Source organism: Cobetia marina (assembly GCF_001720485.1).
In the GTDB taxonomy this organism is placed as follows: domain Bacteria; phylum Pseudomonadota; class Gammaproteobacteria; order Pseudomonadales; family Halomonadaceae; genus Cobetia; species Cobetia marina.
The window spans coordinates 1,674,022-1,700,306 of sequence record NZ_CP017114.1; the positions used below are offsets into that span (position 1 = coordinate 1,674,022).

At 60.8% G+C, this 26,285-nt stretch carries 20 protein-coding genes; 5 read left to right on the forward strand and 15 right to left on the reverse strand.

Features of this window, described 5'->3' with window-relative positions:
- Positions 1-20: 20 nt before the first annotated feature.
- The 4 genes from BFX80_RS07140 to BFX80_RS07155 all read right to left on the reverse strand — a co-directional run bounded on the left by BFX80_RS07140 (position 21) and on the right by BFX80_RS07155 (position 6,424).
- Complete coding sequence (locus BFX80_RS07140) at positions 21-2,081, reverse strand: CocE/NonD family hydrolase (protein WP_084208384.1); 2,061 nt, start codon at positions 2,079-2,081, stop codon at positions 21-23.
- 1 nt (position 2,082) lies between these two features.
- Positions 2,083-3,681: a BCCT family transporter gene (locus BFX80_RS07145; protein WP_084208385.1), complete on the reverse strand. Its 1,599-nt coding sequence runs from the start codon at positions 3,679-3,681 to the stop codon at positions 2,083-2,085.
- 253 nt (positions 3,682-3,934) lie between these two features.
- Positions 3,935-5,500 carry an aldehyde dehydrogenase family protein gene (locus BFX80_RS07150; protein WP_240499700.1) on the reverse strand — a complete coding sequence of 522 codons (1,566 nt, stop codon included), beginning with the start codon at positions 5,498-5,500 and terminating at the stop codon, positions 3,935-3,937.
- A 3-nt stretch (positions 5,501-5,503) separates the two neighbouring features.
- Entirely contained in the window at positions 5,504-6,424 is a 921-nt protein-coding gene (locus BFX80_RS07155) for an NAD(P)-dependent oxidoreductase (protein ID WP_084208386.1), read from the reverse strand.
- A gap of 128 nt (positions 6,425-6,552) precedes the next feature.
- Between BFX80_RS07155 and BFX80_RS07160 the strand changes: the two genes are divergently transcribed.
- From BFX80_RS07160 to BFX80_RS18115, 3 genes are all read left to right on the forward strand, one after another.
- A complete protein-coding gene (locus tag BFX80_RS07160) occupies positions 6,553-7,494 on the forward strand; it encodes a LysR family transcriptional regulator (RefSeq protein WP_084208387.1) in 942 nt (313 codons plus the stop codon).
- Between the two features lie 201 nt (positions 7,495-7,695).
- On the forward strand, positions 7,696-8,238 hold the full coding sequence (locus BFX80_RS07165; protein ID WP_127734992.1) for a DUF2628 domain-containing protein: 543 nt from the start codon (positions 7,696-7,698) through the stop codon (positions 8,236-8,238).
- 26 nt (positions 8,239-8,264) lie between these two features.
- Positions 8,265-8,903, forward strand: coding sequence for a DUF1294 domain-containing protein (locus BFX80_RS18115; RefSeq protein WP_084208389.1), 639 nt, complete (start codon positions 8,265-8,267; stop codon positions 8,901-8,903).
- A gap of 94 nt (positions 8,904-8,997) precedes the next feature.
- On the opposite strand, the gene BFX80_RS07175 is transcribed toward BFX80_RS18115, so the two are convergent.
- Both BFX80_RS07175 and BFX80_RS07180 read right to left on the reverse strand, forming a co-directional pair.
- Positions 8,998-9,939 carry a 2OG-Fe(II) oxygenase family protein gene (locus BFX80_RS07175; protein WP_084208390.1) on the reverse strand — a complete coding sequence of 314 codons (942 nt, stop codon included), beginning with the start codon at positions 9,937-9,939 and terminating at the stop codon, positions 8,998-9,000.
- A 198-nt stretch (positions 9,940-10,137) separates the two neighbouring features.
- The gene (locus BFX80_RS07180) at positions 10,138-11,832 is read right to left on the reverse strand and encodes an L-lactate permease (RefSeq protein ID WP_084208391.1); all 1,695 of its coding nucleotides are present in this window, start codon (positions 11,830-11,832) and stop codon (positions 10,138-10,140) included.
- Positions 11,833-12,223: 391 nt separating this feature from the next.
- Here BFX80_RS07180 and BFX80_RS07185 point away from each other — a divergent pair, with 391 nt between their 5' ends.
- Positions 12,224-13,204, forward strand: a complete 981-nt coding sequence (locus BFX80_RS07185) for a DMT family transporter (RefSeq protein ID WP_084208392.1) — start codon at positions 12,224-12,226, stop codon at positions 13,202-13,204.
- Positions 13,205-13,348: 144 nt separating this feature from the next.
- Here BFX80_RS07185 and BFX80_RS07190 read toward each other — a convergent pair whose 3' ends face one another.
- The 4 genes from BFX80_RS07190 to BFX80_RS07205 all read right to left on the reverse strand — a co-directional run bounded on the left by BFX80_RS07190 (position 13,349) and on the right by BFX80_RS07205 (position 16,095).
- Positions 13,349-14,038 carry a hypothetical protein gene (locus BFX80_RS07190; protein ID WP_157109451.1) on the reverse strand — a complete coding sequence of 230 codons (690 nt, stop codon included), beginning with the start codon at positions 14,036-14,038 and terminating at the stop codon, positions 13,349-13,351.
- A 196-nt stretch (positions 14,039-14,234) separates the two neighbouring features.
- Positions 14,235-14,639 carry a YkvA family protein gene (locus BFX80_RS07195; RefSeq protein WP_077377519.1) on the reverse strand — a complete coding sequence of 135 codons (405 nt, stop codon included), beginning with the start codon at positions 14,637-14,639 and terminating at the stop codon, positions 14,235-14,237.
- Positions 14,640-14,858: 219 nt separating this feature from the next.
- The gene (locus BFX80_RS07200; RefSeq protein WP_084208394.1) at positions 14,859-15,584 is read right to left on the reverse strand and encodes a pirin family protein; all 726 of its coding nucleotides are present in this window, start codon (positions 15,582-15,584) and stop codon (positions 14,859-14,861) included.
- A 49-nt stretch (positions 15,585-15,633) separates the two neighbouring features.
- Positions 15,634-16,095: a DoxX family protein gene (locus tag BFX80_RS07205; RefSeq protein WP_084208395.1), complete on the reverse strand. Its 462-nt coding sequence runs from the start codon at positions 16,093-16,095 to the stop codon at positions 15,634-15,636.
- 131 nt (positions 16,096-16,226) lie between these two features.
- Between BFX80_RS07205 and BFX80_RS07210 the strand changes: the two genes are divergently transcribed.
- Positions 16,227-17,168: a LysR family transcriptional regulator gene (locus BFX80_RS07210; RefSeq protein WP_084208396.1), complete on the forward strand. Its 942-nt coding sequence runs from the start codon at positions 16,227-16,229 to the stop codon at positions 17,166-17,168.
- Positions 17,169-17,227: 59 nt separating this feature from the next.
- Here BFX80_RS07210 and tdh read toward each other — a convergent pair whose 3' ends face one another.
- The 5 genes from tdh to hsdR form a co-directional block, all read right to left on the reverse strand.
- A complete protein-coding gene (gene tdh / locus BFX80_RS07215; protein WP_084208397.1) occupies positions 17,228-18,253 on the reverse strand; it encodes an L-threonine 3-dehydrogenase in 1,026 nt (341 codons plus the stop codon).
- Positions 18,250-19,488 (reverse strand): glycine C-acetyltransferase, encoded by a 1,239-nt coding sequence (locus tag BFX80_RS07220; RefSeq protein WP_084208398.1) that lies wholly within the window; start codon positions 19,486-19,488, stop codon positions 18,250-18,252. Before BFX80_RS07220 ends, tdh begins: the two co-directional genes overlap by 4 nt.
- A gap of 326 nt (positions 19,489-19,814) precedes the next feature.
- Positions 19,815-21,122 carry a restriction endonuclease subunit S gene (locus tag BFX80_RS07225; protein WP_084208399.1) on the reverse strand — a complete coding sequence of 436 codons (1,308 nt, stop codon included), beginning with the start codon at positions 21,120-21,122 and terminating at the stop codon, positions 19,815-19,817.
- Entirely contained in the window at positions 21,122-22,720 is a 1,599-nt protein-coding gene (locus BFX80_RS07230) for an N-6 DNA methylase (protein WP_084208400.1), read from the reverse strand. Before BFX80_RS07230 ends, BFX80_RS07225 begins: the two co-directional genes overlap by 1 nt.
- Before the next feature lie 34 nt (positions 22,721-22,754).
- Positions 22,755-26,258 carry a type I restriction-modification system endonuclease gene (gene hsdR / locus BFX80_RS07235; protein WP_084208401.1) on the reverse strand — a complete coding sequence of 1,168 codons (3,504 nt, stop codon included), beginning with the start codon at positions 26,256-26,258 and terminating at the stop codon, positions 22,755-22,757.
- Positions 26,259-26,285: the final 27 nt, after the last annotated feature.

Sequence of the window (26,285 nt, forward strand, 5' to 3'; positions counted from 1 at the left end):
CAGCTCATGACGCCGTCCGCTTACACCGCGGTTCTCGGCACCGTGCGCTGCCAGTCACGACGATGGACTTCCCTGTCATCTTCCCAGGCGATCTGTTCGGCTTCGAGATAGAAGTTCTCGGCATCACAGCGCATGCGGTAGTGACTCTCGACACGGATGTCGAACTGGCCCGGGGTGGTCTCGCCCAGCGCCGTGTCGCGCCCGTGCTGATCGCGTCCGGCGCGGTAGTGCCAGACGATCTCGGCACGCGTGCGATCGGCGTCTTCCGGATGCGTGGTATAGCGCTCGGTGCAGCGATGCTCGACACGCATGCCGGTATCCTCGAAGGTCATCGCCCCCAGGTCATCCGCGACGATGGTAGTGATTTCTCCGGTCGCCACGTCCTCGACCACGCTCCGGCTGGGCTTGGCCTCGCGCTGCTCGCTGATGTTGGCCGGTGGCGCGGACTCCGGTGCCTCGAAGGGATTGGCCACGGCCTCGCCGGTGAAGACCGGCAGCGCGAGTGACTGCAGGCCCGGCTGCAGGGTCAGTGCCGCACGCCTGGCCGCCGGCCATACCATCGGGAAGTTGGCGGTCGCGAGCGCCACGCGCAGACGGTGGCCGGCCGGAATCCGGTAGCCCGCCATGTCCAGTTCAAGCTCGACCTCGATGGGCTCGCCCGGTACCAGTGTCTGCGGATTGTCGTGATCGCGCAGGGTGAGGTTGAGCACGCCGTAGGTGATGCGTGCGACCTGACCATCCGGCTGCACGTCACTCAGGCGCACTGCCAGCTGGCCGCAGGCCTGGTCACTGGCCAGCGTCAGCGTGACCTTGGGCTTGCCGAGGATATCCAGCGGCGCTTCGAGCGGTTCACTGTCAAAGCACACGGCCAGCGCATCATCGAGACGCTGGTCAGCCGGCAGGTCAGGCCCGAACCAGATGGCGCAGTACTCGCCCTGATGACGGCCAGCAGTGAGCGGGGAATCCACCACGACCGGCCTGGCCAGTGGCTGCTGGCCCTGGCGTGCATTGTCGCTCAGGCCTGACTCGCTCAGAGACATCTGATGCATCTTGACATCGCTGGCCGGCCAGCCATCCGTCTGCACCCAACGCCCCGGACGCTCGGCATACATCGTCTTCGGCGGCAGGGAGTCCTGCAGGTAGAAGGTGGCGGACGGCTCGTCCATCACGCCGTTTTCCTCACCCTTCAGCCAGTGGTCCCACCAGCGCAGCGCTTCCTGCAGGAAGCCGATGGCCGGATTGGGCACCGCGAAGTGCGGATACTTGTGAATCCACGGGCCGATCAGCGCCTTGCGCGGGCAGCTCAGGTTTTCCATCATCCGCCCGACGGTGTTCTTGTAGGCATCTCCCCAGCCACCGATGGTATAGACCGCCGCTTCGATATCGGCGTAATTGGTGTTGATGGAACCCTGTTTCCAGTACTCGTCGCGGTGCTGATGCGACAGCCAGGTCTCGGCCAGCAGCGGCATCTCGTCGAGACGCTCCTGCCACATGGCGCGCCACTCATCACCCACCAGACGCGGGTCCGGCGGGGCCGCGGAGAAGCTGAGCATGGTGGCGGCCCAGGCCAGGTTCTCGTTGAGAAGGCACCCGCCCTTATAGTGGATGTCATCGGTGTAGCGGTCATCGGTGGAGCAGAGGGTGATGATGGCCTTGAGCGGTTCCGGCTTGTGCGCCGCCAGCTGCAGCGAATTGAAGCCGCCCCAGGAGATGCCCATCATGCCGAGCTTGCCGGTACACCACGGCTGATTGGCGATCCAGTCGATCACCTCCAGCGCATCGGACTGCTCCAGCGGCAGATATTCATCTTCCATCAGTCCATCAGACTCGCCATTGCCGCGCATGTCGACGCGCACTGAGGCATAGCCGTGGCCAGCGAAGTACGGGTGGGTGAGCGCATCGCGCGGGGCGGTGCCGTCACTCTTGCGGTAGGGCAGGTATTCGAGAATGGCCGGTACCGGCGCCTGTTCCGCCCCTTCCGGCAGCCAGATGCGCGCGGCCAGTCGGGTGCCGTCCGAGAGCGGAATCAGCATGTGTTCGATTTCGCGGACGGGATACGGGAAGTCGGTCTTGACCTGCATGTCACTGAGCCTTTTGGTCGAGAATGGCGGCGGAGTCTTTGCTGTCGTGCGATGTTGCAGCACAAGCGTCGCGACGCGGATTGGCCTCGACGTTCAACAATTCAGGGTTGCTCAGCCAGCGCCAGATGGCGCCACTGGCGAGCAGGATGATGATCAGGGCCGGCAGGCCGCCCAGATTGGAGAGCATCTTGACGCCATCGATGCCCACCGAACTTGTCATGACCCAGGCGACGACACCGACCATGCCACCCCAGATGACCTTCATCGGCACACCGGAATTGCCTTCGCTGTCGGCGGTCAGGCCACGGGTGCACAGATTGCCGATGGCATCGGTGTTGGAATCGGCGGCGGTCACGTAGGACACGAAAGCGATGAACAGCAGCAGCGGAATCCAGACGCCGGACAGCGGAAGCTGATCGAACAGGGAGTAGAGCACATGTTCGACGCCTTGATCATTGAGCACGCTGTTGAGATCGACATCGGTGTGCAGCTGGAAGTAGAGGCTGGCGCTGGAGAAGATCGTGATCCACGCGACGGCGAACAGTGCCGGATAGAACAGATTGACGCGCAGGAATTCACGCACGGTATAGCCACGCGAGATACGACCGAGGAAGAGTGCCGTCACCGGCGCCCAGGCGAACCAGATGGCCCAGTAGAAGATGGACCACCAGTACGGCCATTGGTCATTGCCCGCCGCGCCGGTGAACAGGCTGCGCGTGAAGAAGGTGTCCAGATAGACACCGAAGGATTCCACGCCCAGCTTGAGCATGAAGATGGTCGGGCCACACACGAACACGAAAACGCCGAGCACCAGCAGCAGGCCGGCGTTCAGGGATGACAGGCGTGCGATGCCCTTCTGCAGGCCGCTGGCGGCGGATAGCACGAAGGTGACCACGATAACGGAGATGATGATGCCCAGCAGCAGGGGAGTCGTCTCACCATCGGTGTACTGACCGATGCCACCGGCCAGGGTCAGGGCGCCGGTTCCCAGGGTGGAGGCCATGCCGGCGACCAGCGAGTAGAGTGCCAGCGCATCGATCAGACCGCTGTAGCGGGTGATGCGCGGGCCGAATACCGGTTCCAGCATGCTGGAGATGGAGAACTTCTGGCGGCGATTGTAGAAGGCCAGCGCAAAGACCAGCGCCGGTACGGCGTAGATGGCGTAGGGCGTGAAGGACCAGTGCAGGAACATGGTCGACATGCTGAACAGGATGGCGTCGGTGGAACCGGCTTCCAGTCCCAGCGATTCCGGCGGGCTCATCAGGTGATAGAGCGGCTCTGCCGTGGTCCAGAACAGTACGCCCACCGCCAGGGTGGTGCACAGGGTGATGGAGAACCAGCGCGGCTTGCTCAGCATCGGCTTGGCATCTTCACCGCCGATGCGGATGTTGCCCAGGCGCGAGAAATAGATGATGACCGCCAGCACCAGCAAATAGACACTGCCGAGGGTGAACAACCAGGAGAAGTGGTCCAGCACCCAGTTGTTCATCGCTGTGGTGTTGGCAAGGAAACTGTCCTTGTCACGGACACTCAGGCTGACCGCCGTGATGAGTATCAGGAAGGTCGGCCAGAAGACCAGATGCCGAATGGAACGCGCCATACGCCGTTACCTCGGTTTGTTGTTGGGTGAGTGATGACATGCAAGATGGCTCACTACCTTATCGGCTTGTCGGGGGGCAGCCGCAAACGCGGGTTGTGTATGGGGGTATGACGCTGACGCATATCCTCCAAACGTCGCAAGGCGCCAATGGGCTGATCATTGGCGCCTTGCGACGAGGTGAGTGCTGAAGTTGTGGGCACCGTCATGCGCCCAGTGCAAAGCGCGGTGCAAAGCCTAGGGCAAAGCGCAGGGCTTATTCTAGGCTGGCACCGTAACCGAAGCTGGCGGCCGGTTCGGCGGCGGTCTCGACCCACACGCTCTTCACTTCGCTGTATTCGCGCAGCGCATCCAGCCCGGAGGAGCGGCCATAGCCACTCTCGCCGTAGCCCCCGAAGGGGGAGCTGACGTGAATGGTCTTGTAGCCATTGACCCAGAAGGTACCCGCGCGCACCTGACGCGCCACGCGGTGGGCGCGCCCGACATCACGCGTCCAGACGGCACCGGCCAGCCCGAAGCGACTGTCATTGGCGATGCGGATGGCGTCGGCTTCCTCCTCGAACGGTATGGCGACCACGACCGGGCCGAAGATCTCCTCCTGCGCGCAGCTCATGGCGTTGTCGCCCAGCAGCACCGTCGGCGCGACATGATAGCCGCCGGTGTCCGGGATGGGGTCTGCTGAGCCATCCGCCAGGCGAGCGCCGTCTTCAAGAGCACCAGCCAGCATCGACGTCACATGCTGGTATTGCTTGGCGTTGTTGATCGGGCCGATCTGGGTCGCCGGGTCCTGCGGATCACCGAGCGTGAATTGCGTGGCAGCCTCGGCCAGCGCGCTGGTGAACTTCTCGTAGATCGAGGCCTGTACCAGCAGGCGCGAACCCGACACGCAGCTCTGACCAGCGCCGGAGAAGATGGCCGCCTGAGCGCCGCGCAGTGCCACCTCGAGATCGGCATCCTCGAAGACGATATTGGCCGACTTGCCGCCCAGCTCCAGCACGCAGGGAATGCAGCGCTGCGCCGCGGCGGTGGCGATATGGCGGCCGGTGGCGGGGGAGCCGACGAACACCACCTTGCGGATATCGCCCTCGGCGATGAATGCCTGGCCAATGGTATGGCCGTAGCCTGCGATGACGTTGACCAGCCCACGCGGCACGCCGGCGCGCTCGATCAACACACCGAGTGCCAGCGAGGACAGCGCCGTCAGCTCCGAGGGCTTGAGAATCACCGCATTGCCGGCGGTGATGGCCGGGGCGATCTGCCAGCCGGCGGTGAAGATCGGCGCGTTCCACGGCGTGATCTGCAGCACGGTGCCCAGCGGCTCATAGGTCACGTAGTTGAGGTGTGAAGTCGGGACCGGAATCACCTCGCCGTGCAGCTTGTCCGCCCAGCCCGCGTAGTACTCGAACATCTCGGCGACCTTGGCCACCTCGACACGCGCATCGCGAATCGGCTTGTTGGCGCTCAGCGCCTCGAGCTCGGCCAGTGTCTCGGCCTGCTCACGAATCAGGCTGCCTATCTGGTAGATGACGCGCCCACGCGCCTGGGCGGTCATGGCAGCCCACTGCGGTTGCGCCTGGCGCGTGGCGGCATTGGCCAGCGCGACCTGAGACGCATCGGCATCCGGGAAGGACAGCATCAGACTGTCATCATGGGCGTTGCGTACCTCGATGGCGTCACCCGTGCCGGTGACGAACTCTCCGCCGATCAGGCTGCTGACGACAAAACTGTCGTCATGAGATTGGCTGCTGCTCTGAAACGCCTGCATCAGCTCGGCGATGCGCTGAGCAATCGGGGAGGTCGGGGTCATGTCCTGGGTCAGCATGGCTTATTCTCCGTGGCCAAAGAGGGTCGGGTCGGTGCGTTGCACGATGGCGCAGAAGTCTTCGTTGTCATCCAGCGTCGCACTGCTCTCGTCCCAGAGCTTTGCGACGGTACTGGAGAGCGGAAGCGCCAGCCCCAGTTCTGCCGTCAGATCACTGGCCAGCCCGACATCCTTGCGCATCAGGCCCATGGTGAAGCCGGAATCGTAGGCCTTGTTGATCACCCAGCTGGGGAACATCACCTGGCTTGCGCCGCTACGTCCCGAGCCCGCATTCACGCCTTCCAGCAACTTTTCTGGGGAGACACCCGCCCTGGCGGCCATGGAGACGGCCTCCGCCGTGCTGATCAGATGACAGGCCGCCAGCATGTTGTTGGCGATCTTGGCGACGTTGCCCGCCCCACAGCGGCCAACGTGCACGCGGCTGCCGCTCATGGCTTCCAGCACCGGCATGGCGCGTGCCAGCACTTCCTCTTCGGCACCGATCACCATCGACATGCTGCCACTCGCCGCGCCCTTGGGGCCGCCGGATACCGGGGCGTCGATGAAGTCGATGTCGCGTGTCGCCAGCGCCGCCGCGACCTTGCGGCTGGTCTCGGGAGTCGAGGTAGTGGTGTCGATCACGATCAGGCCGGGCTTGCCCTGCGTCAGCAGACGGGTGGCGTCTTGATCCTCTTCCTGTGCGCCTTCCTTGCCCAGACATAGCTGCTCTACATGCTCTGCCTTGGGCAATGACAGGATCACGATATCGATCCTGTCCAGCAGCTCTGCCAGTGAATTGACCGGCGTGACACCTGCCGCGGCAGCTTTGTCACGCGCAGCCTGTGAGAGATCGAATCCGAAGACGGGGAAGTCATGGCGAGCAAGTGTGGCGGCCATGCCGCCACCCATGTTGCCCAGTCCGATGACACCGACGGTTGTTGTCATTGTGTGATTCCTGTCGTGGTGAAAGGGGGATGGTCATCCGGTGACTCGAGTATGGACAGCGCTTCTGTGTTCCAGCAATAATCCGAAATTCACTTTAATGTTGCCTTCAAGGCAATGCTGGGGGCGTGATGAGTCTGGTGCAGGAACGACGTATCAGTCATTTCCACGAGGCCGCCAGACTGGGCAGCGTGCGGGCAGCGGCGGATTTCCTGAATGTGGCACCGTCTGCGGTCAGCCGGCAGATCACCCAGCTGGAGCATGAGCTGGGCATGCCGCTGCTTGAGCGTCATCGACGTGGGGTCAAGCCGACGGAAGCCGGCGAGCGGGTGCTGGAGTACTACCGTCAGCGTCTGGCGCAGCAGGAGGTGCTGCTGGAGTCGTTGCAGTCATTGAAGGGGCTGCAGAGTGGCTCATTGGTACTGGCCATCGGTGAGGGCTTCATCGAGGGACTGGCAGGGCCCTTGAGCCGTTTTTCCGCGCGTTATCCGGGCATCGAGCTCAAGGTGAATCTATGTGGCAGCAATGAGGTGATCCGTCAGGTCGTCGAGGACGAGGCGCATCTGGGGCTGGTGTTCCATCCGGCAAGTGATCCAAGGATTCGCGCGCACGTCTCGCGCCCTCAGCCGGTGTGCGCGGTGGTCAATCCGGCGCATCCTCTGGCGCGTCAGGCGACGGCGGCTGTGCCCGAGCCACTGTCGCTGGCGGCGCTCGACGGATATGCCCTGGCGCTGCCGGAGGTGTCGTTCGGTATTCGCCAGATCGTCGCGCAGGCGGAGCATCAGGCCGGGGTGATGCTGAGCCCGACGCTCACCTGCAACGCGCTGGCGATGCTCAAGCAGTTCGCGCTGCAGGGCGGCGTGACCCTGCTGCCGGATTTCGTGGTCAGTGAAGAAGTGGCAGCGGGCAGGCTATGTCGACTGTCGCTTCAGGAAGCGCCTTTCATCACGCCGCATGTGCAACTGATCAGTCGACTGGGTCGGCAACTGAGCGTCGGTGCCGATCGACTGCTTGGCCTGCTGCGCGAGGACATGACGGCCTTTGCGGATACAGGGCTCACAGATGGCGCCTGAATCTACGGGCGTCGGCAAGCAGTGCGGGTCAGTTGAGGTCGCGCAGCGTGGCTGACAAGCCTGATGGGAAACAATGAGATAGCGCCAGCGAGGTTCATGGTCCTGACAAGTGGTCAGCGGTATAGTGCGAGGCTTGTGTCATTTGTCCCGAGCCTCGTGCAGCCCGCGGCCTGCTCGGCATCACAGACAAGGATTCCCTCGATGGCTTCATTTCGTATTCTGACGCACCCCGAACACGGGACGCGTGCCGTCAAGATCGGCTGGTCCTGGCCGGCCTTCTTCTTCGGCCTGTTCTGGGCACTCTACAAGCGCATGTGGTTGCTGGCGGCGAGCCTGTTCGGCTTCATCGTGCTCAGCTCGGTCTTCATTCCCGCGACGATGGAAGGGCAGCTGATTTCCAATGTCCTGTTCCTGGGGCTGAACCTGACCATCAGCATGAAGGGCAATCAGTGGTACGCGAGCCTGCTGGAAACCCAGGGCTATCAAGAGCAGGCACAGGTCTCGGCGCGCAATCCCGATGATGCACTGGCCGTACATGCCAACTCGCAGAAAGCCTCTGCTGCCGATATCCGTGATTATGAACAACGCGGCACTCACGAGCAGGACCTCCCCGTGGATCACCGTGATGAGCAGGAAAACAGGCGCGACCGTAATGATGGCAGGGATGATGACGATAACGGTGATGGTGGCGGTGACGCCGGTGGCAAGGGCGGCGGCAACACCTCTGGTACCTTCATCGGCTAAGGGCCGGAACAGAAAGAGATGAGACGATGAACCTTCAAGGACGATTGACGCGCTGGAACGATGACAAGGGCTTCGGTTTCATCACGCCTGAGTCGGGGGGCAAGGATGTCTTTGCCCACATCAGTGCGTACCAGGGGCGCGGGCGGCCGAAAGCCAGTGCGCAGGTGCAGTATCAGTTGGGCATGGATGAGAACGATCGCCCACGTGCCACACGCTTTCGCACGTTTGGGGCAGGGGCTTCCACTACTTCTGCTGGAGTGGGGCTTGCATGGTTGATGCTGCTGGCCGTGATGGTCGTGCTCGGGGCAGGCTGGCAGCAGGGGCGTCTGCCCTGGATGTTGCCAGTGGCGTATCTGGGCATGAGTCTGGTGACGTATCTGGCCTATCGAATCGACAAGCAGGCCGCGACATCAGGGGAGTGGCGCGTGTCCGAGGGGAAATTGCACTTCATGGAGCTGCTGTGTGGATGGCCGGGCGCGCTGATCGCCCAGCAGAGCCTGCGCCACAAGACGCGCAAGACAAGCTACCGGCTCGTGTTCTGGTGTGTGGTGTTGATCAATATCGCGGCCGTGAGCTGGCTGACGCTCTCGCCGGATGCCGCGACCCTTCGTGACCTGCTCGGCTTTCCCGTCATGGCAGGCGAGGCCATGATCAGGTGGTCATGAACGGATGATTGAGCGGCGTTATCGATCGCATGACAACGACAAAGGGGGCCTGAACCAGGCCCCCTTTGTCGTTTTTGCTTACTGGCGTGTGCCATCAGAACGGTGCGTAATCATCCTGTTCGGCGCTTGTGGCGACCCAGCGCTCTCTGGCAGGTATCGCCCGACGTTGCGCGCCCTGTGGCGGTATCTGGCCTCGCTCACCATACAGCCACAGCACCATGTTGGAGCGCTGGCCGCTAGTGATCGGCTGCGCGGCATGCGGCACATTACCGCGATGCAGCATGGCCGAGCCGGGCGTGAACGAGAAGCGCACTGCGTCTCCGCTCGCGGCGTCCAGAACATCCAGTTCAGAGCCCTCGAAGGTCTCGTCGGGCAGGTTCATGTTGATGTTGAGGGTCACGGACGAGGCATCAGTATGCGGCCGAATCGAGGCGTCCGTGGTGGGCTGATAGTGGATCGAGAAGCCGAAGGACTGGCTGTCGTAGCCGATGATTTCCGGGAACAGCAGCCGCGAGATCGGACGCATGTAGGTATCCAGCAGCTGCTGATAGAACGCCTGGAAACTCGGTGCCGCCAGATAGCCCTGTGAGCGACGGTCGAGCATGGCGCCGCGCCGATTGAGCACGATGCCGTAGGGCGGGCGCAGCGGAATACCGGCATCCCATGCCTTTTCCAGCAGGTTGCGCAAATCAGCAATGCGCTCGACATCGAAGAGCTGGAACTGATAGACGTCAGTAGCGACTTCTGTCATCAGCGCCTTGACGTCCGTCTCGCGCTCGGGATTCTCCCACGCCTGCTTGACGGCAGTGCGCAGCGCCTTGTCGATCAATCCACTGTCGAGGATGGCGAGGTCGTCTTGCTCAACGGCTTCCCATTCACGCCAGGCGTCACTCAGCAGTTGACGGTGGCTGTCCCAGAATTGCTGGACGGAGGGGGCGCGCCGCAGCATGGCTTCGCGGGAAGGCAGTTCGAGCTCGCGGGCTTGCTGCAAGCGGGTCTGCTGTAATCGGGTGGGGTGCAATACAGAGTGGGTCATGGGGTGTCTGCTCCAGAAACTTGCGGCATGAAGGCTGCCGTTTCGGTGATATGGGGCAATTTATTACGCCGTGTCTTGTTGATAAACAGGCCCCTGGAGTAAACACATTCAATATTCTATTGATGATCTCCGTACGACAGCAGGCCCGCACACAATGCGGGCCTGCTGTCGTATGTCACAGTGATACGTGGCGCTCTGTCAGCGCATCAAGCCATCCACCACGCCCAGGCCATGGAAGGCGATCATGCCGATGATGCCGGCGAAGATCACGTAGTAGAGCGTCGGCAGGATCGTCTTGCGCAGGGTGATGCCTTCACGCCCCAGTAGCCCGACGGTCGCCGAGGCGGCGACCACGTTGTGGATGGCGATCATGTTGCCGGCAGCCGCGCCGACGGCCTGGAGGGCGACCATCATGGCGCTGGAGATGCCCAGCGCGCCTGCCACATTGAACTGGAAATCCGCCAGCATCAGATTGGAGACGGTGTTGGAGCCGGCGATGAAGGCCCCGAGGGCCCCGACGCTGGGGGCGAACAGCGGATAGATGTCGCCCACGCTGTCAGCGATGAACTGCGCCATGGCCACCGGCATCGAGACCAGATCTGCCTCGTTCACGCCGGAGTTGATCAGGATGCGCACCATGGGGATCGTGAACAGCAGCACGAAGCCTGCGCCCAGAATCGTGCGGCTGGATTCCGTGACGGCGGCACTGACATCCTGCATGCGCATGCGGTGCAGCACGACGGTCAGCAGCACCACGATCACCAGGATACCGCCGGGCAGATACAGTGGTTGCAGACTGCCGGAGATGTCACTCTCGCCCAGGATACCGCTCCAGCCGAAGCTCAAGGAGGTCAGCGCTTCCTTGAGCGGCTCGATGACGCGGGACATCACCAGCAGCACTGCCAGCAGTACGTAGGGCAGCCAGCCCATGCCGACCGAGAGCGGCGTGCGGCCCTCGACGGGCTCCAGCGTCATGTCCAGCTTGCCCACCCATTCCTCGGGCCAGTGGTCAGCGTTCGGGAAGTCCCAGGTCCGGCTGGGCAGCAGAAAGCCCTTGCGCGCCGCGGGTACCACGATGGCGAGGCCCACCATGGCGCCGATCATCGAGGGGAATTCCGGCCCGAGCAGCAGGCCGGCCAGTACATAGGGCACCACGAAGCAGATACCCGCGAACAGCGCGAAGGGAGCGACTTCGAGTCCCTCGCGCCAGGAGCGATTGGCCCCGAAGTAGCGGACCATCACCGCCACCATGATGAGTGGCATGCAGATACCGATGATGCCGTGGGTAATGGCGACTTCCGAGGTGATCAACTGGAAGTAGCTGTCCCAGCTTGACCCGTTCGCGGCCAGAGCGTCACTGACGCCAGCCTTGTCGAGTCCTCCCGAGACACCGACGACGATGGGGGTGCCGACAGCACCGAAGGAGACCGGAGTGGATTGCACCATCATGCCGACCACGACGGCGGCCAGTGCCGGGAAGCCCAGTGCCACCATCAAGGGGGCAGCGACGGCAGCGGGTGTGCCGAAGCCTGAGGCACCCTCGATGAAGCAACCGAACAGCCAGGCGACGATGATGGCCTGTACTCGCCGGTCCGGGCTGATGCCGGAGAAGCCATTGCGGATCGCGGCAATGCCGCCGGAGTGCTTGAGCGTATTGAGCAGCAGCAGGGCACCGAAGATGATCCACAGGATCGCCACCGTCAGTATCAAGCCCTGCAACGATGAGGCCATGACGCGTGTGAAGGTCATGTCCCAGGCAAGCAGGGCGATCAGGGCCGTGACCACGAAGACGATGGGCATGGCAATGCGGGCAGGGATTCTGAACCCTATCAGCAAGATACCAGCCAGTATCAATGGCGTGAACGCCAGAAGCGCCATCCATGATGCATTCATGTCAATACTCTCCTTCGCATGAAAGGGTGATTGTCTTTTTGTTGGTTTTTGTCACTGCAATGTGAAGGTTGATCCAGGGTTTGGCGTTGAGTTTTCATCCACACTGCGGGAAATCACCGTAGGGCTCACCAGATCAAGGTAAGCGAGGAAAACATTCTTGGCGACGTCATGTTGACTGGTAATACCAGTGTCAAACACCGTTTTGAAGACGCGAATATTCGAAGTTTTTCATGAGGTTATGAAAGCCCTGGATAGGCAGTCATGGAGTTTCAGAGACTCTGGTTACGACCAATTAGGGATGGGTTTATGTGTCTTGAGGACTCTTGTTACGCTGCGATTGCGGCTGATAAATCATCGAAGATCTGATTTTTCCTGAGACAAGGGAGCATGAATGGCAAAACTGGGTAGTGTGTTGGTCGTATTGGCCGCTTTTCAATGGGGGCTGACAGGTGGGATTGGCAGCTTGCTGATGTCCTGGGGCTGGGAGGCTGAAGTCATTTCCTTCTGGCGTGCCCTTGTCGGGTTCATCTGCATGCTGGCCTGGATGGTATTGCTGGGCTACCACAAGGTGCCGGCCAGGAAACCGCTCGCGTTGATGGGGTGGTCGCTGCTGGCGGGGGTAGGGGTCGCCGGCAACTTCATGTTCTATTTCACGAGTGTCAGCATGAGTGGTGTCGCCGTTGCCGCGACTCTCATGTATAGCGCGCCGATTTTCGTCTATATCACGTCATTCCTGGCCCGGGTGGAACGCCCGACACCAGTGAAGCTGATTTCCATCGTCGGTGTGATGATCGGCATCGTACTGCTGACGGGGGTGCTGCAATCCGGGAGTGGCAAGGTGACTCCCCTGGGTGTCCTGTTCGGACTTCTGGCGGGTGTGTCATACGCCATCTTCATCTTTGCCTTCAAGTCAGCCACGCGTCATGGCAGCACCCCAGGGGTATTGGCCATCGCGTTGGGCGTGAGCAGTCTGGTGATGTTGCCGTTGACGAATCTTTCACAGGCAGTGGCGGTCCCCTTCGCCGATGAACTGTGGCTGATTCTGGTATTCGGCCTGGTGGGGGGAGGGTTCTCCTTCTATTGCTATGTGATCGGCCTGAAGAATACCTTGCCGTCGGTGGCTTCCATCATCGCCATGATAGAACCGATCACGGCCACCTTGTTCGGGGTGTTCGTGTTGGGAGAAGGCATGGACATGATGCAGCTGGCAGGGATGGCGCTGATTCTCGTGGCGATCACGACCCTGAGCCTGGCGCAGAATGGCCCTGAGGTATTGCTTCGCCTGCCGTTGGGCTTGCGGGGCGGAAAGCCGCGCAACATGACGGCCTCCACCCGTGAGGAAGGTGGCGGTACTCAGGTCAGCAAGGGTTGAGGCTGCAGACGACTGGTTTGGCCCGACGATGTCGGTTGCCAGGATGAAATGACCTGAACGAACCAACGAATGGCATGGCCATGCAAGAACGCCTCGACCACCATGTGGTCGAGGCGTTCTTGTACAAGGGGCGGACGACAGGCGTCAGATGGCGGGTGGAGAAACGACTGCGACGTGCCTCAGTGAGGGTTGGCTGGCCTGGATGAAGAAGTCATTCATCGTCAGCTGAAGGTATTTCTTCATCATGTCGCGGGCAGGCATCAGCATGCGATCCCCGAGATCAAAGTTGCCGGTCTGATGAGGTACGGAGTCCTTGACCGTGTAATTCTTGCGATAGAGGAGTTGCTCATCCTTGTCATAGAGGCAGTACACCACCTCGAAATCGGCAATCACATCGAAGTCTTCATTGGCGATGCCGAAGGTGAGCAGATTCATCGGCAGGTTCTTTGCCATCAGATAGTCGAGATAGACGGGGCCACGGTTCTCGTGGGCCTGAATCTCGACCTTGAGGCGATAGTCCTTCTCGCGGGCATCATGCGTGATTACCGAGGTGCTGGGTAACTGTTCGCGCAGCAGCAGGTCGAAATTCTTCATGGGCGGTGAAGAGGCGCGCGGCAGTTTCACGCTGCCCAGTGGGCGCATGGCCTGGGTCGCGGCACCCGAGAACAGATTGGCCTGAGGCTGGCTGTAATAGATGTCGGGGTAGAACGTCTTGTGTTCATAGGCCAGAGACTGCACCGGCTGAATGTTGGGCATATCGATCTCGGCACGCGAGGCGCAACCGGTCATCAGCAGCAGCGCGAGACCTGCCGTGGCGAATTTCAACATTGTCATGGAGGCATCCTGCGCTTTCGGGGGGCTCGTGGGCATGAAGATATGACTTCACGGTAACACGCACGGTGTCACCCGCTAAACGAGCGCTCTACACGGCATTCAACACTGTTGACACCCTGTTCATAGCGGGGAGGTCGTGGCCAGTGGGCCGTGTGCCGCCACGAGGGGGAGGCGCTGCCAGGCGCGTCGTCTGCCGTCAATCGAACCAGCGCTTGAGCACCTTGTCCGCGCGTGCGCGATGTTCCGGCTTGATATGGGCCGCCACGATGGCCACCGCGCCCGCCATCAAGGTGATGTCGTCGGTGTAACCTAGCAGGGGGGTGAAGTCCGGCAGGGCATCGATGGGGGAAATGAAGTAGCCCAGCGCGCCATAGATGGTGGTTCTGGCCCAGACAGGGGTATCGGAATCCTGCGCCGCGAAGTACATGCGCAGGGCGGGATTGAGTGCTGTCTGGCCGGCCTTGCGGGCGACCGACGAGACCTTGTGCCAGAAACCTTCCTCGCTGTACTCGGAGGCGTGGGCCGTGAGGGGCTGTGCATCCGGTGCCGGCAATCTGGGTGTCTCGGGTGGAGTGGACGTGATGGTCGTGTCCTTGCTCATGGGGTTTCCTCCGTCAGCTCACGAGGATGTCGATGACGACCAGCCTCGCGCTTGATCGTATCATGCCTCCCTATGACAGATGTCGCCCAGCCACGTTCCCTGCCAGGTGTCCTCCCATGCGGACGTGCCATAACGACGCCTCCCCGCCGACAGTGATGTGGGCGGGGAGGCGTCGTGGGTCTAGAGGCCACTCATGGCCAGAGGCCATCGGAGGCCAGCTCAAGCGGGCAGGTCGAACAGCAGCGCATGCAGACCTCGCGCCTCAGCGAGAGTGGCCTCGGGTTCATGATCCAGCGTGACGGCATCCCCCGCGGACAGGGGCAGGCTCTGCTGATCCTTACCCTTCAGTGTTGCCGTCCCGTCGATGACGTGCAGGTAGTAGCGGCGCTTTGCGTCCAGTGGCAGTTCCAGTGCTGTGGGCTGCTCGTCATCCCCTTGCAGGCCGATGCGATACATCCGGGCATCCTGATTGATGGACAGGATGCCGTCCACGGCCTCTTGTGGCGGGGCGATCAACAGGTCGAGTCCCTCGCGTGCCGTGAAGGGTTGCTGCTGATAGCGCGGCGTCAGGCCCCTGGCATCCGGGGTGATCCAGATCTGCAGGAAATGCAGTGGCTGGCGAGTCGAGGGATTGTACTCGCTGTGCTCGATGCCGCTGCCGGCACTCATCAGCTGGACTTCGCCCACTCCCAGGGTGCGATGTGAGCCCATGGTGTCACGATGCTCGATGCTGCCTTGCAGCACATAGCTGATGATTTCCATGTCACGGTGCGGATGCGTCTCGAAGCCTGCGCCGGGTGCCACGGTGTCATCATTGAGCACGCGCAGTACGGAGACGCCCATGTGATTCGGGTCATAGTAGCTGGCGAAGGAAAAGCTGTGGCGGCTCTCCAGCCAGCCAAATCGAGCATGACCGCGTTCTGCCGCTGGACGTAACGTGAACATGGCAACCTCCTCAGAGTGTCGTGGTGTCTGCCGGTGAGTGAAGCAGGCTTCAGTCTTCGCGCACGGCGTTGCTGCCCGGTTGCAGTACCCGATCAAGGGACAGCTTGCCGCCGCCGGTGATCATGAGGCTGGCCGCGATGGTCAACAGGGCCAGCGCGTACTCGAAGCCGTTGTTGCTCATGAACAAGCCATTGCCGATATGCACGGTCAGGATGGCGATCAGCATCGTGAAGACCAGCACGGCAGCTGCCGGGCGCGTCAGCAGGCCGATGAGAATGGCCAGTCCGCCGAAGAATTCACCGCTGCCGGACAACAGTGCCATCAGGTAGCCGGGCTCGATGCCCATGGAGGCCATCCACTGCCCCGTGCCTTCCAGGCCATAGCCGCCGAAGGCGCCGAACAGTTTCTGTGACCCGTGGGCCATGAAGATGATGCCGGTGGGCACGCGCAGCACCAGGCTTGCGAGGCTCGTGTCAGTGGACATCAGGCGAGAGAGGGCGGACTTGAACATGAGTGGCTCCAGGGATCAGGTAAGGGGTGGATTTTCAAATCAGTGTGTCTGATCGATGGCGCTACTATAAAATGCGGTGTCACAGAAAAATAACGGAGGATTCTGGTCTGATTGATCAGAATTTTTGAACCATGGTCTCACCCATCACGCTGGACGCGCTGCGCGTACTGGATGCCATTGACCGACGTGGCAGTTTCGCCGCAGCCGCCGAGACACTGCACCGCGTGCCCTCGGCGATTTCCTACTCGGTGCAGAAGCTGGAGGAAGAGCTGGGCGTGCCGCTGTTCGACCGTTCGCGCCGCAAGGCCGAACTGACCGATGCCGGACGCCTGGTGCTGGAGCATGGGCGACGCATTCTGCTGGCCACCGATGAGATGACGGCGCTGGCGCGTCAGGCGGGGGCGGGCTGGGAGGTCGAGCTGCGTATCTGCGTCGATACCATTCTTGATCCGGACGCGCTCTATCCGCTGTTGGAGGAATTTCAGGCCATCCAGCCGCGTACCCGGGTGGTACTGGGGGAGGAGGTGATGGGGGGCGCCTGGGAAGCGTTGCATGACAACCGCTGTGATCTGGTGATCGGAGCGCCCGGCGAGGCACCGGTATCGGGGTTGTCGAGCCGAGTGCTCGGGGCGATCGAGCCGGTCTTCGCCGTGGCAGCCGACCATCCGCTGACGCATCTGCCACAGCCGCTGTCCGCCGACGCCCTGCGTGACTATCCCACCGTCATCGTGGCCGACAGTTCGCGCAGCTTGCCCGGGCGCTCTTCGGGGTTGCTGGATGGTCGCAGTGAGATCATCGTCAAGACCACAGCGCAGAAGATAGACGTCCAGCGCAGGGGGCTTGGTGTCGGCTATCTGCCGTTGCACCGGATTCGTCAATCACTGGAAGACGGCAGTCTCACGGTGCTGCCACTGGAGACGGATCGTGCGCCGATCGATCTCTCCCTTGCCTGGCGCAGTGGCCGTCAGGGCAAGGCGCTCAAATGGATTCTCCAGCGTCTCTCGGCTCCCGGCATGGGCGAGGCCTTCGGGCTGTTGCCCCGCGAGGCGACGACTGACCGGCACGCGCTCTGACGATCGGGGGCAGACGATCGGGAGCTGACAGGCGTTGGGGAGCCATCGAGCAAACGCCCTCAGTCCCAGTCGAGCACCACCTTGCCCGACTGACCGGAGCCCATGATCTCGAAGCCCTGCTGGAAGTCATCGACGCGCAATCGATGCGTGATGATGGGCGAGAGATCCAGCCCTGACTGGATCAGGCTGGCCATCTTGTACCAGGTCTCGAACATCTCACGGCCATAGATGCCCTTGATGGTCAGCCCCTTGAAGATGACCTTGGTCCAGTCGATGGCCATCTCGCCGGGGGGAATGCCCAGCATGGCGATCTTGCCGCCGTGGTTGATGACATCGAGCATCTGACCGACGGCTGACGGCACGCCGGACATCTCCAGCACTACATCGAAGCCCTCATGCATGCCGAGCTCCGCCATCACCTCCTTCAGGGATTCGCGGCTGACATTGACGGTGCGGGTCGCGCCCATCCGCTCGGCCAGTGCCAGTCGATAGTCATTCACGTCGGTGATCACCACGTGGCGAGCCCCGATATGGCGGATGACCGCCGCCGCCATGATGCCGATGGGCCCGGCACCGGTGATCAACACGTCCTCGCCGACCACATCGAAGGCCAGCGCCGTATGCACGGCATTGCCGAAGGGGTCGAAGATGGCCGCCAGGTCATCGCTGATCTCATCCGGCAGCTTGAAGAGGTTGTAGGCGGGCAGGGCGAGGTATTCGGCGAAGGCACCCGGACGGTTGACGCCCACACCCTCGGTATTGCGGCACAGATGGCGACGCCCCGCGCGACAGTTGCGGCAATGGCCGCAGGTAATGTGCCCTTCGCCGGAGACCCGATCACCGATCTCGTAACCCCGCACCTCGCTGCCCAGCGCGACGATTTCCCCCGCATACTCATGACCGGTGACCATCGGCACCGGCACGGTCGCCTGTGACCACTCATCCCACTGATAGATGTGCATGTCCGTGCCGCAGATCGCGGTCTTGCGGATCTTGATCAGCACATCGTTGTGGCCGATTTCCGGCACGGCCGTCTCGGTCATCCAGATGCCGGGTTCGGGCTTGAGCTTGGCCAGCGCCTTCATGCATCACCTCCCGTCGCAGACCCGATCACGCCCATCTCGCGGCCGATGCGCGTGAAGGCCGAGACGGCCGTGTCGATCTGCTCCGGGGTATGCGCCGCCGAGAGCTGGGTGCGAATGCGCGCTTGTCCCCTGGGCACCACCGGATAGGAAAACCCGATCACGTAGATGCCGGCCTCCAGCAGCCGATTGGCGAAGTCACCTGCCAGGCGTGCATCGCCGATCATCACCGGAATGATGGCGTGGCCGGCGCCCGCGAGGGTGAAGCCGGCGGCCTGCATGCCGGTGCGAAAGCGTTCGACGTTCTCCCACAGCTTACGGCGCGGCTCGGCGCTGTCCTCGATTCTGTCCAGCGCCTTGAGGGTCGCCGCCACGATGGGCGGTGCCAGCGAGTTGGAGAACAGATAGGGGCGAGAGCGCTGGCGCAGCCACTCGACGATGGGCCCGCGTGCGGCCGTCACGCCTCCCGAGGCACCGCCCAGCGCCTTGCCGAAGGTGGTGGTGATGATGTCGATCTGATCCATCACGTCATGATATTCGTGGCTGCCACGCCCGTTGTCGCCGACGAAGCCGGTGGCGTGGGAGTCATCCACCATCACCAGCGCGTCGTAGCGGCGGGCGAGCTCGCAGATGCCCTTGAGATTGGCGATCACGCCATCCATTGAGAAGACACCATCGGTGGCGATCAGCTTGAAGCGTGCGCCAGCCGCGTCCGCCTCCTTGAGGCGGGCCTCGAGTTCACTCATGTCATTGTTGGCATAGCGATAGCGGCTTGCCTTGCACAGGCGCACGCCATCGATGATGGAGGCGTGGTTGAGCGCATCGGAAATGATGGCGTCTTCAGGGCCGAAGAGTGTCTCGAACAGGCCACCATTGGCATCGAAGCACGAGGAATAGAGGATGGCATCGTCCATGCCGAGAAAGGCCGCGAGGCGTTTTTCCAGCACGCGATGCTGGTGGTGGGTGCCGCAGATGAAGCGTACCGAGGCCATGCCGAAGCCATCACGCTCCAGCGCCTGTTGCGCGGCCGCGATCAGCTCGGGGCTATCGGCCAGGCCCAGATAGTTGTTGGCGCAGAAGTTGATGACCTGGGCGCCTTGTCCCTCGTCTTCATCACTGGCGGAAACCTGGATGCTGGCACGCTGGGGCGAGGTGATCTCGCGCTCCTGCTTGTAGAGGCCCTCTTCATGCAGCGCATTGATCTGACGGCTGAGGTGGTCGTGGAAACTGGCTGGCATGCGTCGCTCCTGTCTGTCGTGATCCTGTTCGCTTCCGATGGACGCTGTACGCCTGGGGGAAACGTGGTGACACACACTTCAGCCTAGTAGCTCGTTGTCAGCACAGCAGGGCTCTGTCGGCGTCGAGGGCGCAAGACCCGCCATTCCATTCCTGGCAGGTGGCGAAAAAAGGCGGGCATCAGACGTGACACGGCCCTGCATCTCTTGCGAGGGCAGGGCCGTGGGGTCTAGAGACATGAACACCGATGTCTTGGCTTGCTATCACGCATGGCGAGCGTTGGAAGTGATGCTGTCCTCACGTCAAGCGCCAGTGGTGCGCACAGGCCTTATGCGCTGGCCTTCTTCTTGCGAGTGCGCTTGACCGGTGCCTGTGCCGCACGCTCGGCTTGAATACGCGCCAGCAGGGTGGAGGCCGAATTCTCACCGCTGATCAACTCCGGATGCTGCTCACGCCACTCGGCGGTCAGCTCGCCGCGAAATGCCTTGGCCAGAATCGACTGGGTCAGATTGTTCACCCGGCCTTGCGCCTCCTTCACCCGCTGCTCGACCTGATCGGCAAAGGCAAACAGCTGCTCAACCTTGCGCACGATTTCGGTTTGTTCTTTGAGATCTAGCTTGGGTATTGGTAATTTAACCAAAGACTTCTTGGTTAATTTTGGTTGTGCCGATCCTGTCACCCAAGGAGAGAGGTCAAGAGAATTAATAGATAAGCGAATAAAATCTAAGCTCACCCCTTCTTTTTCTTGCAATACATGAGCGTGATTGTTAATCCACGATTTGCCAGTGATAATAAAGGCAAGATCTTTAGATTTGCTCAGTAAGTTTGCGCCATCTTCTCCTACAAGAAGGTAGCGTCCTGCGTGTGTATGTCCATTTAAGTGATCAACAATTCCAGTCGCACCATAGTATGGTATATTGCCTTGAATGTCTTTTCTTTTGGTTGACGATATTGGTCTTCGTGCACCATTATGAATGTTAACAAATTCAATTAATGGGCTTGAAGATAAACTTGATTTCCCAATCAGGCTACCACTCATAGCAGCAGCCAGCACTGACTGACGGAAGCGCTTCAGAATGCCCGGCAGGGCGTCGAGGCGGCCCTTGAGCGTGTCCACCTGCGCCAGCAGGGTATCTAGGCGGTCAGCGATTTCTCGCTGTTCGGCGAGGGGGGGAATTGGCACAATTAATTTTTTTAGCTTAGTGCCATTTACATTAGGTTGGCCTATTCCTGCGCTGAAATCGGTTATCTGACTCCAATAGTCTGGAGTGTTAAAAAAGTAAGAAAGATAATCGATGTTTTCACGTAGTAAGCATCGAACCCTAATTAGATAAGATGCATAGATGCAATCAGGTATTTCCTCTTTAATGAGGAAGCTCTTTCCGACAGTTGCACCTGTTCTCGCAAAAACAAGATCACCTCTTCGTAGCAAATACTTTATTTTCTTTTCTTGTGGTATTTTGCAATAAGGTACTCTGTTCCAATCTACTTTGTTATCTTGAATGTCCGTTATCCTGAGCAGTTTAGGGCCAACTTGCTCGTTGTCCGACTTTGCTGTGTATCCATAAGAAATATCGCTTACGATATCATCAAGGGTAGTCACACCCCATCCGTCGGAATTTATATGGACACTCATTACTTACCCTCCTCATACAGCCCCAAAACTTCACCCAGCAATTGCTTTTGGCTATCCACCTCATCCCCCGCACCCAGTGTCTGTATCAGCTGATCCAGCTCGCGCAGGGCTTCGGTCAGTTCGCTCATTGCTTCGGCGGCCAGCACATCCGGCGCGGGCAGGTTGGCGGCATCGACGCTGTCGTTGTCTTTCAGCCAGCTGATATCCAGCGAATCGCCCTTGGTATCGCGAATCCAGTCACGGCTGAAGCAGCGCCAGCGGCTGGTGGCGAGGTCTTGCGCGACGTCCTGGTTTTCTTCTGTCTCGGTGACTTCAATCTGCTCAGCGCCAAAGCTCCAGTCGCCTTCGGTGCGGGGGCTGGTGCCATCAGGCTGCTCGCCATACACGCCTTCAAACGGCTGCAGGTGTTTGGCAGTAAAGGGGCTGCGCTTGCCGAAGCTCGGCATATTGGTGCGCAGGTCATACACCCAGACATTCTGCGTGCAGTTTTCCTGCTGGCGCGGGTCAGTGGCGCTGCCTTTGGTAAAGAACAGTACGTTGGTCTTTACCCCCTGGGCGTAGAAGATACCGGTGGGCAGGCGCAGGATGGTGTGCAGGTTGCACTTGTCCATCAGGTCACGACGGATATCGGTACCGGCACCGGCCTCGAACAGCACGTTGTCGGGCAGTACCACGGCGGCGCGGCCACCGGGCTTGAGCCCACGGTAGATATGCTGCAGGAAGGCCAGCTGCTTGTTGCTGGTGGGGTAGGTGAGGTCATCTCGACTGATGCTGGCCTCGCCACCCTTGGCGGTGCCGAACGGCGGGTTGGCCAGCATGATATCGGCCTTGGGCAGCTGCATGCCCACCTGTCCCAGGCTGTTACCGAGGTGCACCACGCCTTCGTCATCGCCTTCCATGCCGTGCAGCAGGCAGTTCATCAGCGCCAGTCGGCGGGTGCCGGGCACCAGCTCGACGCCGATGAAGGCCTTATTGCGCTGAAATGCCTGGGCCTTGGCATCCAGATCATAGAGGTCGTCGGTCTGGTCCTTGATGTAGCGGTCGGCGGCAATCAGGAAACCGCCGGTCCCCGCAGCGGGATCCTGAATCACTTCACCGGGCTGGGGCTTGAGGCAACGCACCATGCTGTCGATCAGGGCGCGAGGGGTAAAGTACTGGCCGGCACCGGACTTGGTTTCACCCGCGTTCTTTTCCAGCAGGCCTTCATAGAGATCCCCCAGACCATCGGCGCGGGCGCTGAACCAGTCGATGGCATCCAGGGTGGTGATCATCTGCTCCAGATGGCGAGGCTCGCGCAGCCGAGTCTGGGCATCGGCGTAAATGGCGGCAATCAGGCTGTCACGGCTCTTGGAGAGATCCAGCAATATCTGCTTGTAATCGTTGAGCAGGGGCAGGCCGCTCTGACTGGTGAGGTCCGGCCAGCGGCAGTATTCCGGCAGGGCATGCTTGCTGAGCAGGCCGGCCTCGGTATTTTCGTGTTCCATCTTGATGAACAGCAGCAGCACCAGCTCGGTGACATAGTCGCTGTAGTTGATGCCGTCATCACGCAGCACATCACACAGATTCCACAGCTTCTGGACAATTTCGTTGTTGGTCATTGAGTTCTCTGTCTTGAATGATTCGTTATGGCGCTCAGGCCACTTTCCACAGCTGCTCGGACAGCTCATCGAGCACGGTCGTCAGCTGATTGTCGAGCTGCTTGTCGAGCACCTTGGCTCCCCCATCACGGGCAAAGGCCTGATTGATGAACTGCTCATCAATCACCACCTCGTGAGTGAGCTGCTTGGCCAGTCGGTCAAGCCATTTGCGCTGCTTCGGGGTCCAGTCGTGGGTGCTATAGATATGCGCCATGGCCTGGTTCACGCGTTCGGCAAAAGGCACCAGCGCTTCGCGCATGGCCGCTCGGCGAATATGGCCGATGATACTGGCGGCAATGTCCTGGTTGCTGTTGTTGCTCCAGGCACTATTGAGGTTGGCCTCGCTGAAGCCATTCTCGTCGAGCAGCAGTCGCACTTCCTTGAGTTGCTCGCGGGTCAGATCCTTTGGCCGGTTTACCACCACGCCCAGGGCGGCCGACTGGTTGAGCTGCTGGCGAATGAAGTCGTCAAAGCTATCCAGATAATCGGCGGGCTTTTCATGCAAGCCATAACTCTGAGTGCGGGATCTGAACTCATCAGCGCCTGAGTAGACAATCGGACTGCGCTCTGAGCCCAGCAGCATCTTGACTTCGGCCAGGCTATTGAGCAGGCCGACGTGACGACGCATGAAACCTGCAGCACCGGTCGGGCCCAGCTCATGGAGATGCTGGTGAAGTTTATCAGGTTGGGTGCCCCACTCGTCACCCAGTTCCATGAGCTTTTGCTTGAGTTCGGGCTGGGTTTCGGCCTTGCTGGTCGCCTTGCGAGTAATGCGCATCACCTTCTGACAGAGGGTGTTGAGCAGGTCATCGGCATGAGACTGGTCGGCCAGGGTGCCGGGGGCGCTCATGGCGTGTTCCATGACCTCATCATCCGTCAGTTCCATCACCAGCTGCTCCAGGCTGACATTGGGATTCTTGACCAGGGGCGTCATGGAATTCACGTCTTGCAGGGTGGCGTAGATGTCTACCGGATCGTAGATCTTGAATACCGTCTTGCCGATATCATCGCAGCGGCGGGTGGCCCGCCCCATCATCTGCTCGAACAGAATGCGGCTTTTCACCCGGCGCAGGAACACCAGATGGCAGATGGGCGGCACATCGATGCCGGTCGTGAGCAGGTCCACGGTGATGGCGATGTTGGGAAAACGCTCATTCTTGTATTGGCGGATCAGAGTGCTGACCTTGTCGCTCTGGCCGGTGATCTTGCGAACGGCGGCCTCGTGGTAGGCATCGTCGTACTGATCCTTGAAGGCCTCATCAAGCAGACGCTTGACCATGTCGGCATGCAGGTCGGTGGCACAGAAGATCATCGTCTTCTCGTCGCCCAGGGGGTCCAGCTCCTTGGCCAGCTGCTGGCAGATCACGCGATTGAAATCTTCCGTGATGACCCGGCGGTTGAAGGCCTCCACTTCAAAGTGCTGCTCATCTTCCAGTTCGGCCAGCTCCACCTCACCGGTGTGGGTGTTGATGACCTCCACTTGCTCGCCCTTGCCGATATGAATGCCTTGCTGGCTGAGCAAGGTTTCATAGCGAATGGGGGGCTCATGGTCGATCAGCCAGTCATCGGCCACCGCTTCCCGATAGGAATAGGTGTATACCGGGCGACCGAAGATGTCAGAGGTGTGCTTGGCCGGGGTGGCAGTCAGGCCGATGCGTACCGAGTCGAAGTAATCGAGCACCCGTCGATAGCTGGACAGATACTGGCTGGCATCTCGAGTGGCTAGCTCGCCTTCGCTCATTTCCTGGTCCAGGGTATAGCCGCGGTGGGCTTCGTCGATGATGATGCAGTCAAAGTCATCGATGGCCGGGGGAGTGTCGGACTGAAATACCCGCTTCACCATGGCTTGCACCGTGGCAACCTGAATGCGGGTTTCGCTTGCGGCGGCCATGTCGCCCAGTTCGGCAACGTTATAGATCTTGTTCAGGGGGAAGTTCTGCTCTAGCGGCATGTCGTCAAAGGCGTTTTGCGCCTGCTCGCCCAGGGCTGTGCGATCCACCAGGAATAGAATCCGCTTGAAGCGCTCTGCCTTCAGGAAGCGATACATCAAGCCAATGATGGTGCGGGTCTTGCCGGTACCGGTCGCCATGGCCAGCAGACACTGGCGCTGGCCGTGTGACAGAGCCTGCTCTACTGATTCAATGGCTTTTTGCTGATAGTCGCGCAGCTTGAGGTAGCCATAGGGCTCCTGCTCCAGTCGGGCCTCGGCATCGCCCTTGCTGCGGGTAAGATTGTCGAGCAACCCTTCTGGACTGTGGAATTGCTGCAGAGGGCGGGCCAGATTGGCCACGGCGCGTACATCACGAAACCAGGTGCCGGACTTTTCTGCCAACTGCTTGACGAAAGGGCGGCCATTGCAGGAATACACGAAAGGCACCTGGAAAGTGCCTCCCTTGCCGTCATCCCAAGGCTTGAGCAGCTTCGCGATCGCCCAGGGAGACTCCCAGCTTTGATGCATGGATAGGCCACGGGAATAACGCTCAGCCTGGTGGATCTTCCCGGCCACATCGGTGTTCTTGCGTTTGGCTTCCACCACCGCAATCGGGGTCAAGCCCGCAAACAGCACATAGTCGGCAGCCTGTTTGCCCTGGGTAGGCCATTCGGCAATGGCCAGGTTCTTGCCCTTTTCCGGGCGAGTGCCGTTGCCCCAGGTCAAAAGCTCGGTGTCGGCCTCCCAGCCGGCCTCGATCAATTGCATATCGATCAGAATGCGGGTTTCTTCTTCGCTCAGGTTGAGCTGCTTGCTGGCTTGCTGGGTACGGCGGGAAACTTCTGCCACAGCCTTGTGCTGCTCCGCCTGTTGTTGCAGCTCGACCTTGAGCCTAGCCTCAAAGGCCGCCTGCTGGCGTGCCAGTTCCTGCTCGTGATGCTGAGCCAGCTTCGCCATCGATCTGGCTTCCTGGTCCATCAGGTTGGCAAGCTCAGCGTATTCGGCGCTTTCCTGGGCCTTCAGCTCAGCCAGCTGTTGCTGCTTTTCCGTTTCCTGCTGCTGATGCTCCAGCTGTTCGCTGGTGCCTTCAAGCTGGCTGTTCAACTGAGCAATCTGCACTGTTAGCTGGCGTAGCTCGGCGCTGGGGTCCTTGGGCGGTACAAAGGCACCGGGCTTGAATTCTTCGCCTTCGGTGCCAAATGCGCGATGGAACCAGACGGCCAGTTCACGGGCCAGCTTGAGTGCATCCATCGCCTCTTTGTGGCCGGTCTGAAACTCGTGGGTGGCGCGGTTACCTTCAATACGCAGCACATGAAACATCTGCCGCACGGATTGATCCAGCCCCAGCTCGCGAGAGAGCCGGTGCAGCAAGTCGGCCTGGGTGGTGCGTTCTTCCAGCTCCAGGCCGATTCGAGCAGCTATATGCTGAGCCAATGCCTCACCCAGCTGACGCAGCTTGATGAGTGTGGTGTTGGGGTCCCCGGCAAAGGTCTGCTCGGCGGCCCGTGCCAGTTGAAAGAACAGCGGATCATGTTCACTGAGAAAATAGAAGTTGGAGTCGTGTTCCATGGGCTCCCTGCGAGGCTTGGCGTTATA

Bases quoted from the DNA above. Each gene is read 5' to 3' on its own strand.
- tdh (WP_084208397.1), bottom strand. From the start codon at position 18,253: ATGAAGGCGCTGGCCAAGCTCAAGCCCGAACCCGGCATCTGGATGACC.
- BFX80_RS07185 (WP_084208392.1), top strand. From the start codon at position 12,224: ATGGCAAAACTGGGTAGTGTGTTGGTCGTATTGGCCGCTTTTCAATGG.
- BFX80_RS07155 (WP_084208386.1), bottom strand. From the start codon at position 6,424: ATGACAACAACCGTCGGTGTCATCGGACTGGGCAACATGGGTGGCGGC.
- BFX80_RS07200 (WP_084208394.1), bottom strand. From the start codon at position 15,584: ATGTTCACGTTACGTCCAGCGGCAGAACGCGGTCATGCTCGATTTGGC.
- BFX80_RS07145 (WP_084208385.1), bottom strand. From the start codon at position 3,681: ATGGCGCGTTCCATTCGGCATCTGGTCTTCTGGCCGACCTTCCTGATA.
- BFX80_RS07180 (WP_084208391.1), bottom strand. From the start codon at position 11,832: ATGAATGCATCATGGATGGCGCTTCTGGCGTTCACGCCATTGATACTG.
- BFX80_RS07195 (WP_077377519.1), bottom strand. From the start codon at position 14,639: ATGAGCAAGGACACGACCATCACGTCCACTCCACCCGAGACACCCAGA.
- BFX80_RS07165 (WP_127734992.1), top strand. From the start codon at position 7,696: ATGGCTTCATTTCGTATTCTGACGCACCCCGAACACGGGACGCGTGCC.
- BFX80_RS07205 (WP_084208395.1), bottom strand. From the start codon at position 16,095: ATGTTCAAGTCCGCCCTCTCTCGCCTGATGTCCACTGACACGAGCCTC.
- BFX80_RS07210 (WP_084208396.1), top strand. From the start codon at position 16,227: ATGGTCTCACCCATCACGCTGGACGCGCTGCGCGTACTGGATGCCATT.
- BFX80_RS18115 (WP_084208389.1), top strand. From the start codon at position 8,265: ATGAACCTTCAAGGACGATTGACGCGCTGGAACGATGACAAGGGCTTC.
- BFX80_RS07175 (WP_084208390.1), bottom strand. From the start codon at position 9,939: ATGACCCACTCTGTATTGCACCCCACCCGATTACAGCAGACCCGCTTG.
- BFX80_RS07230 (WP_084208400.1), bottom strand. From the start codon at position 22,720: ATGACCAACAACGAAATTGTCCAGAAGCTGTGGAATCTGTGTGATGTG.
- hsdR (WP_084208401.1), bottom strand. From the start codon at position 26,258: ATGGAACACGACTCCAACTTCTATTTTCTCAGTGAACATGATCCGCTG.
- BFX80_RS07190 (WP_157109451.1), bottom strand. From the start codon at position 14,038: ATGACAATGTTGAAATTCGCCACGGCAGGTCTCGCGCTGCTGCTGATG.
- BFX80_RS07220 (WP_084208398.1), bottom strand. From the start codon at position 19,488: ATGCCAGCCAGTTTCCACGACCACCTCAGCCGTCAGATCAATGCGCTG.
- BFX80_RS07150 (WP_240499700.1), bottom strand. From the start codon at position 5,500: ATGCTGACCCAGGACATGACCCCGACCTCCCCGATTGCTCAGCGCATC.
- BFX80_RS07140 (WP_084208384.1), bottom strand. From the start codon at position 2,081: ATGCAGGTCAAGACCGACTTCCCGTATCCCGTCCGCGAAATCGAACAC.
- BFX80_RS07160 (WP_084208387.1), top strand. From the start codon at position 6,553: ATGAGTCTGGTGCAGGAACGACGTATCAGTCATTTCCACGAGGCCGCC.
- BFX80_RS07225 (WP_084208399.1), bottom strand. From the start codon at position 21,122: ATGAGTGTCCATATAAATTCCGACGGATGGGGTGTGACTACCCTTGAT.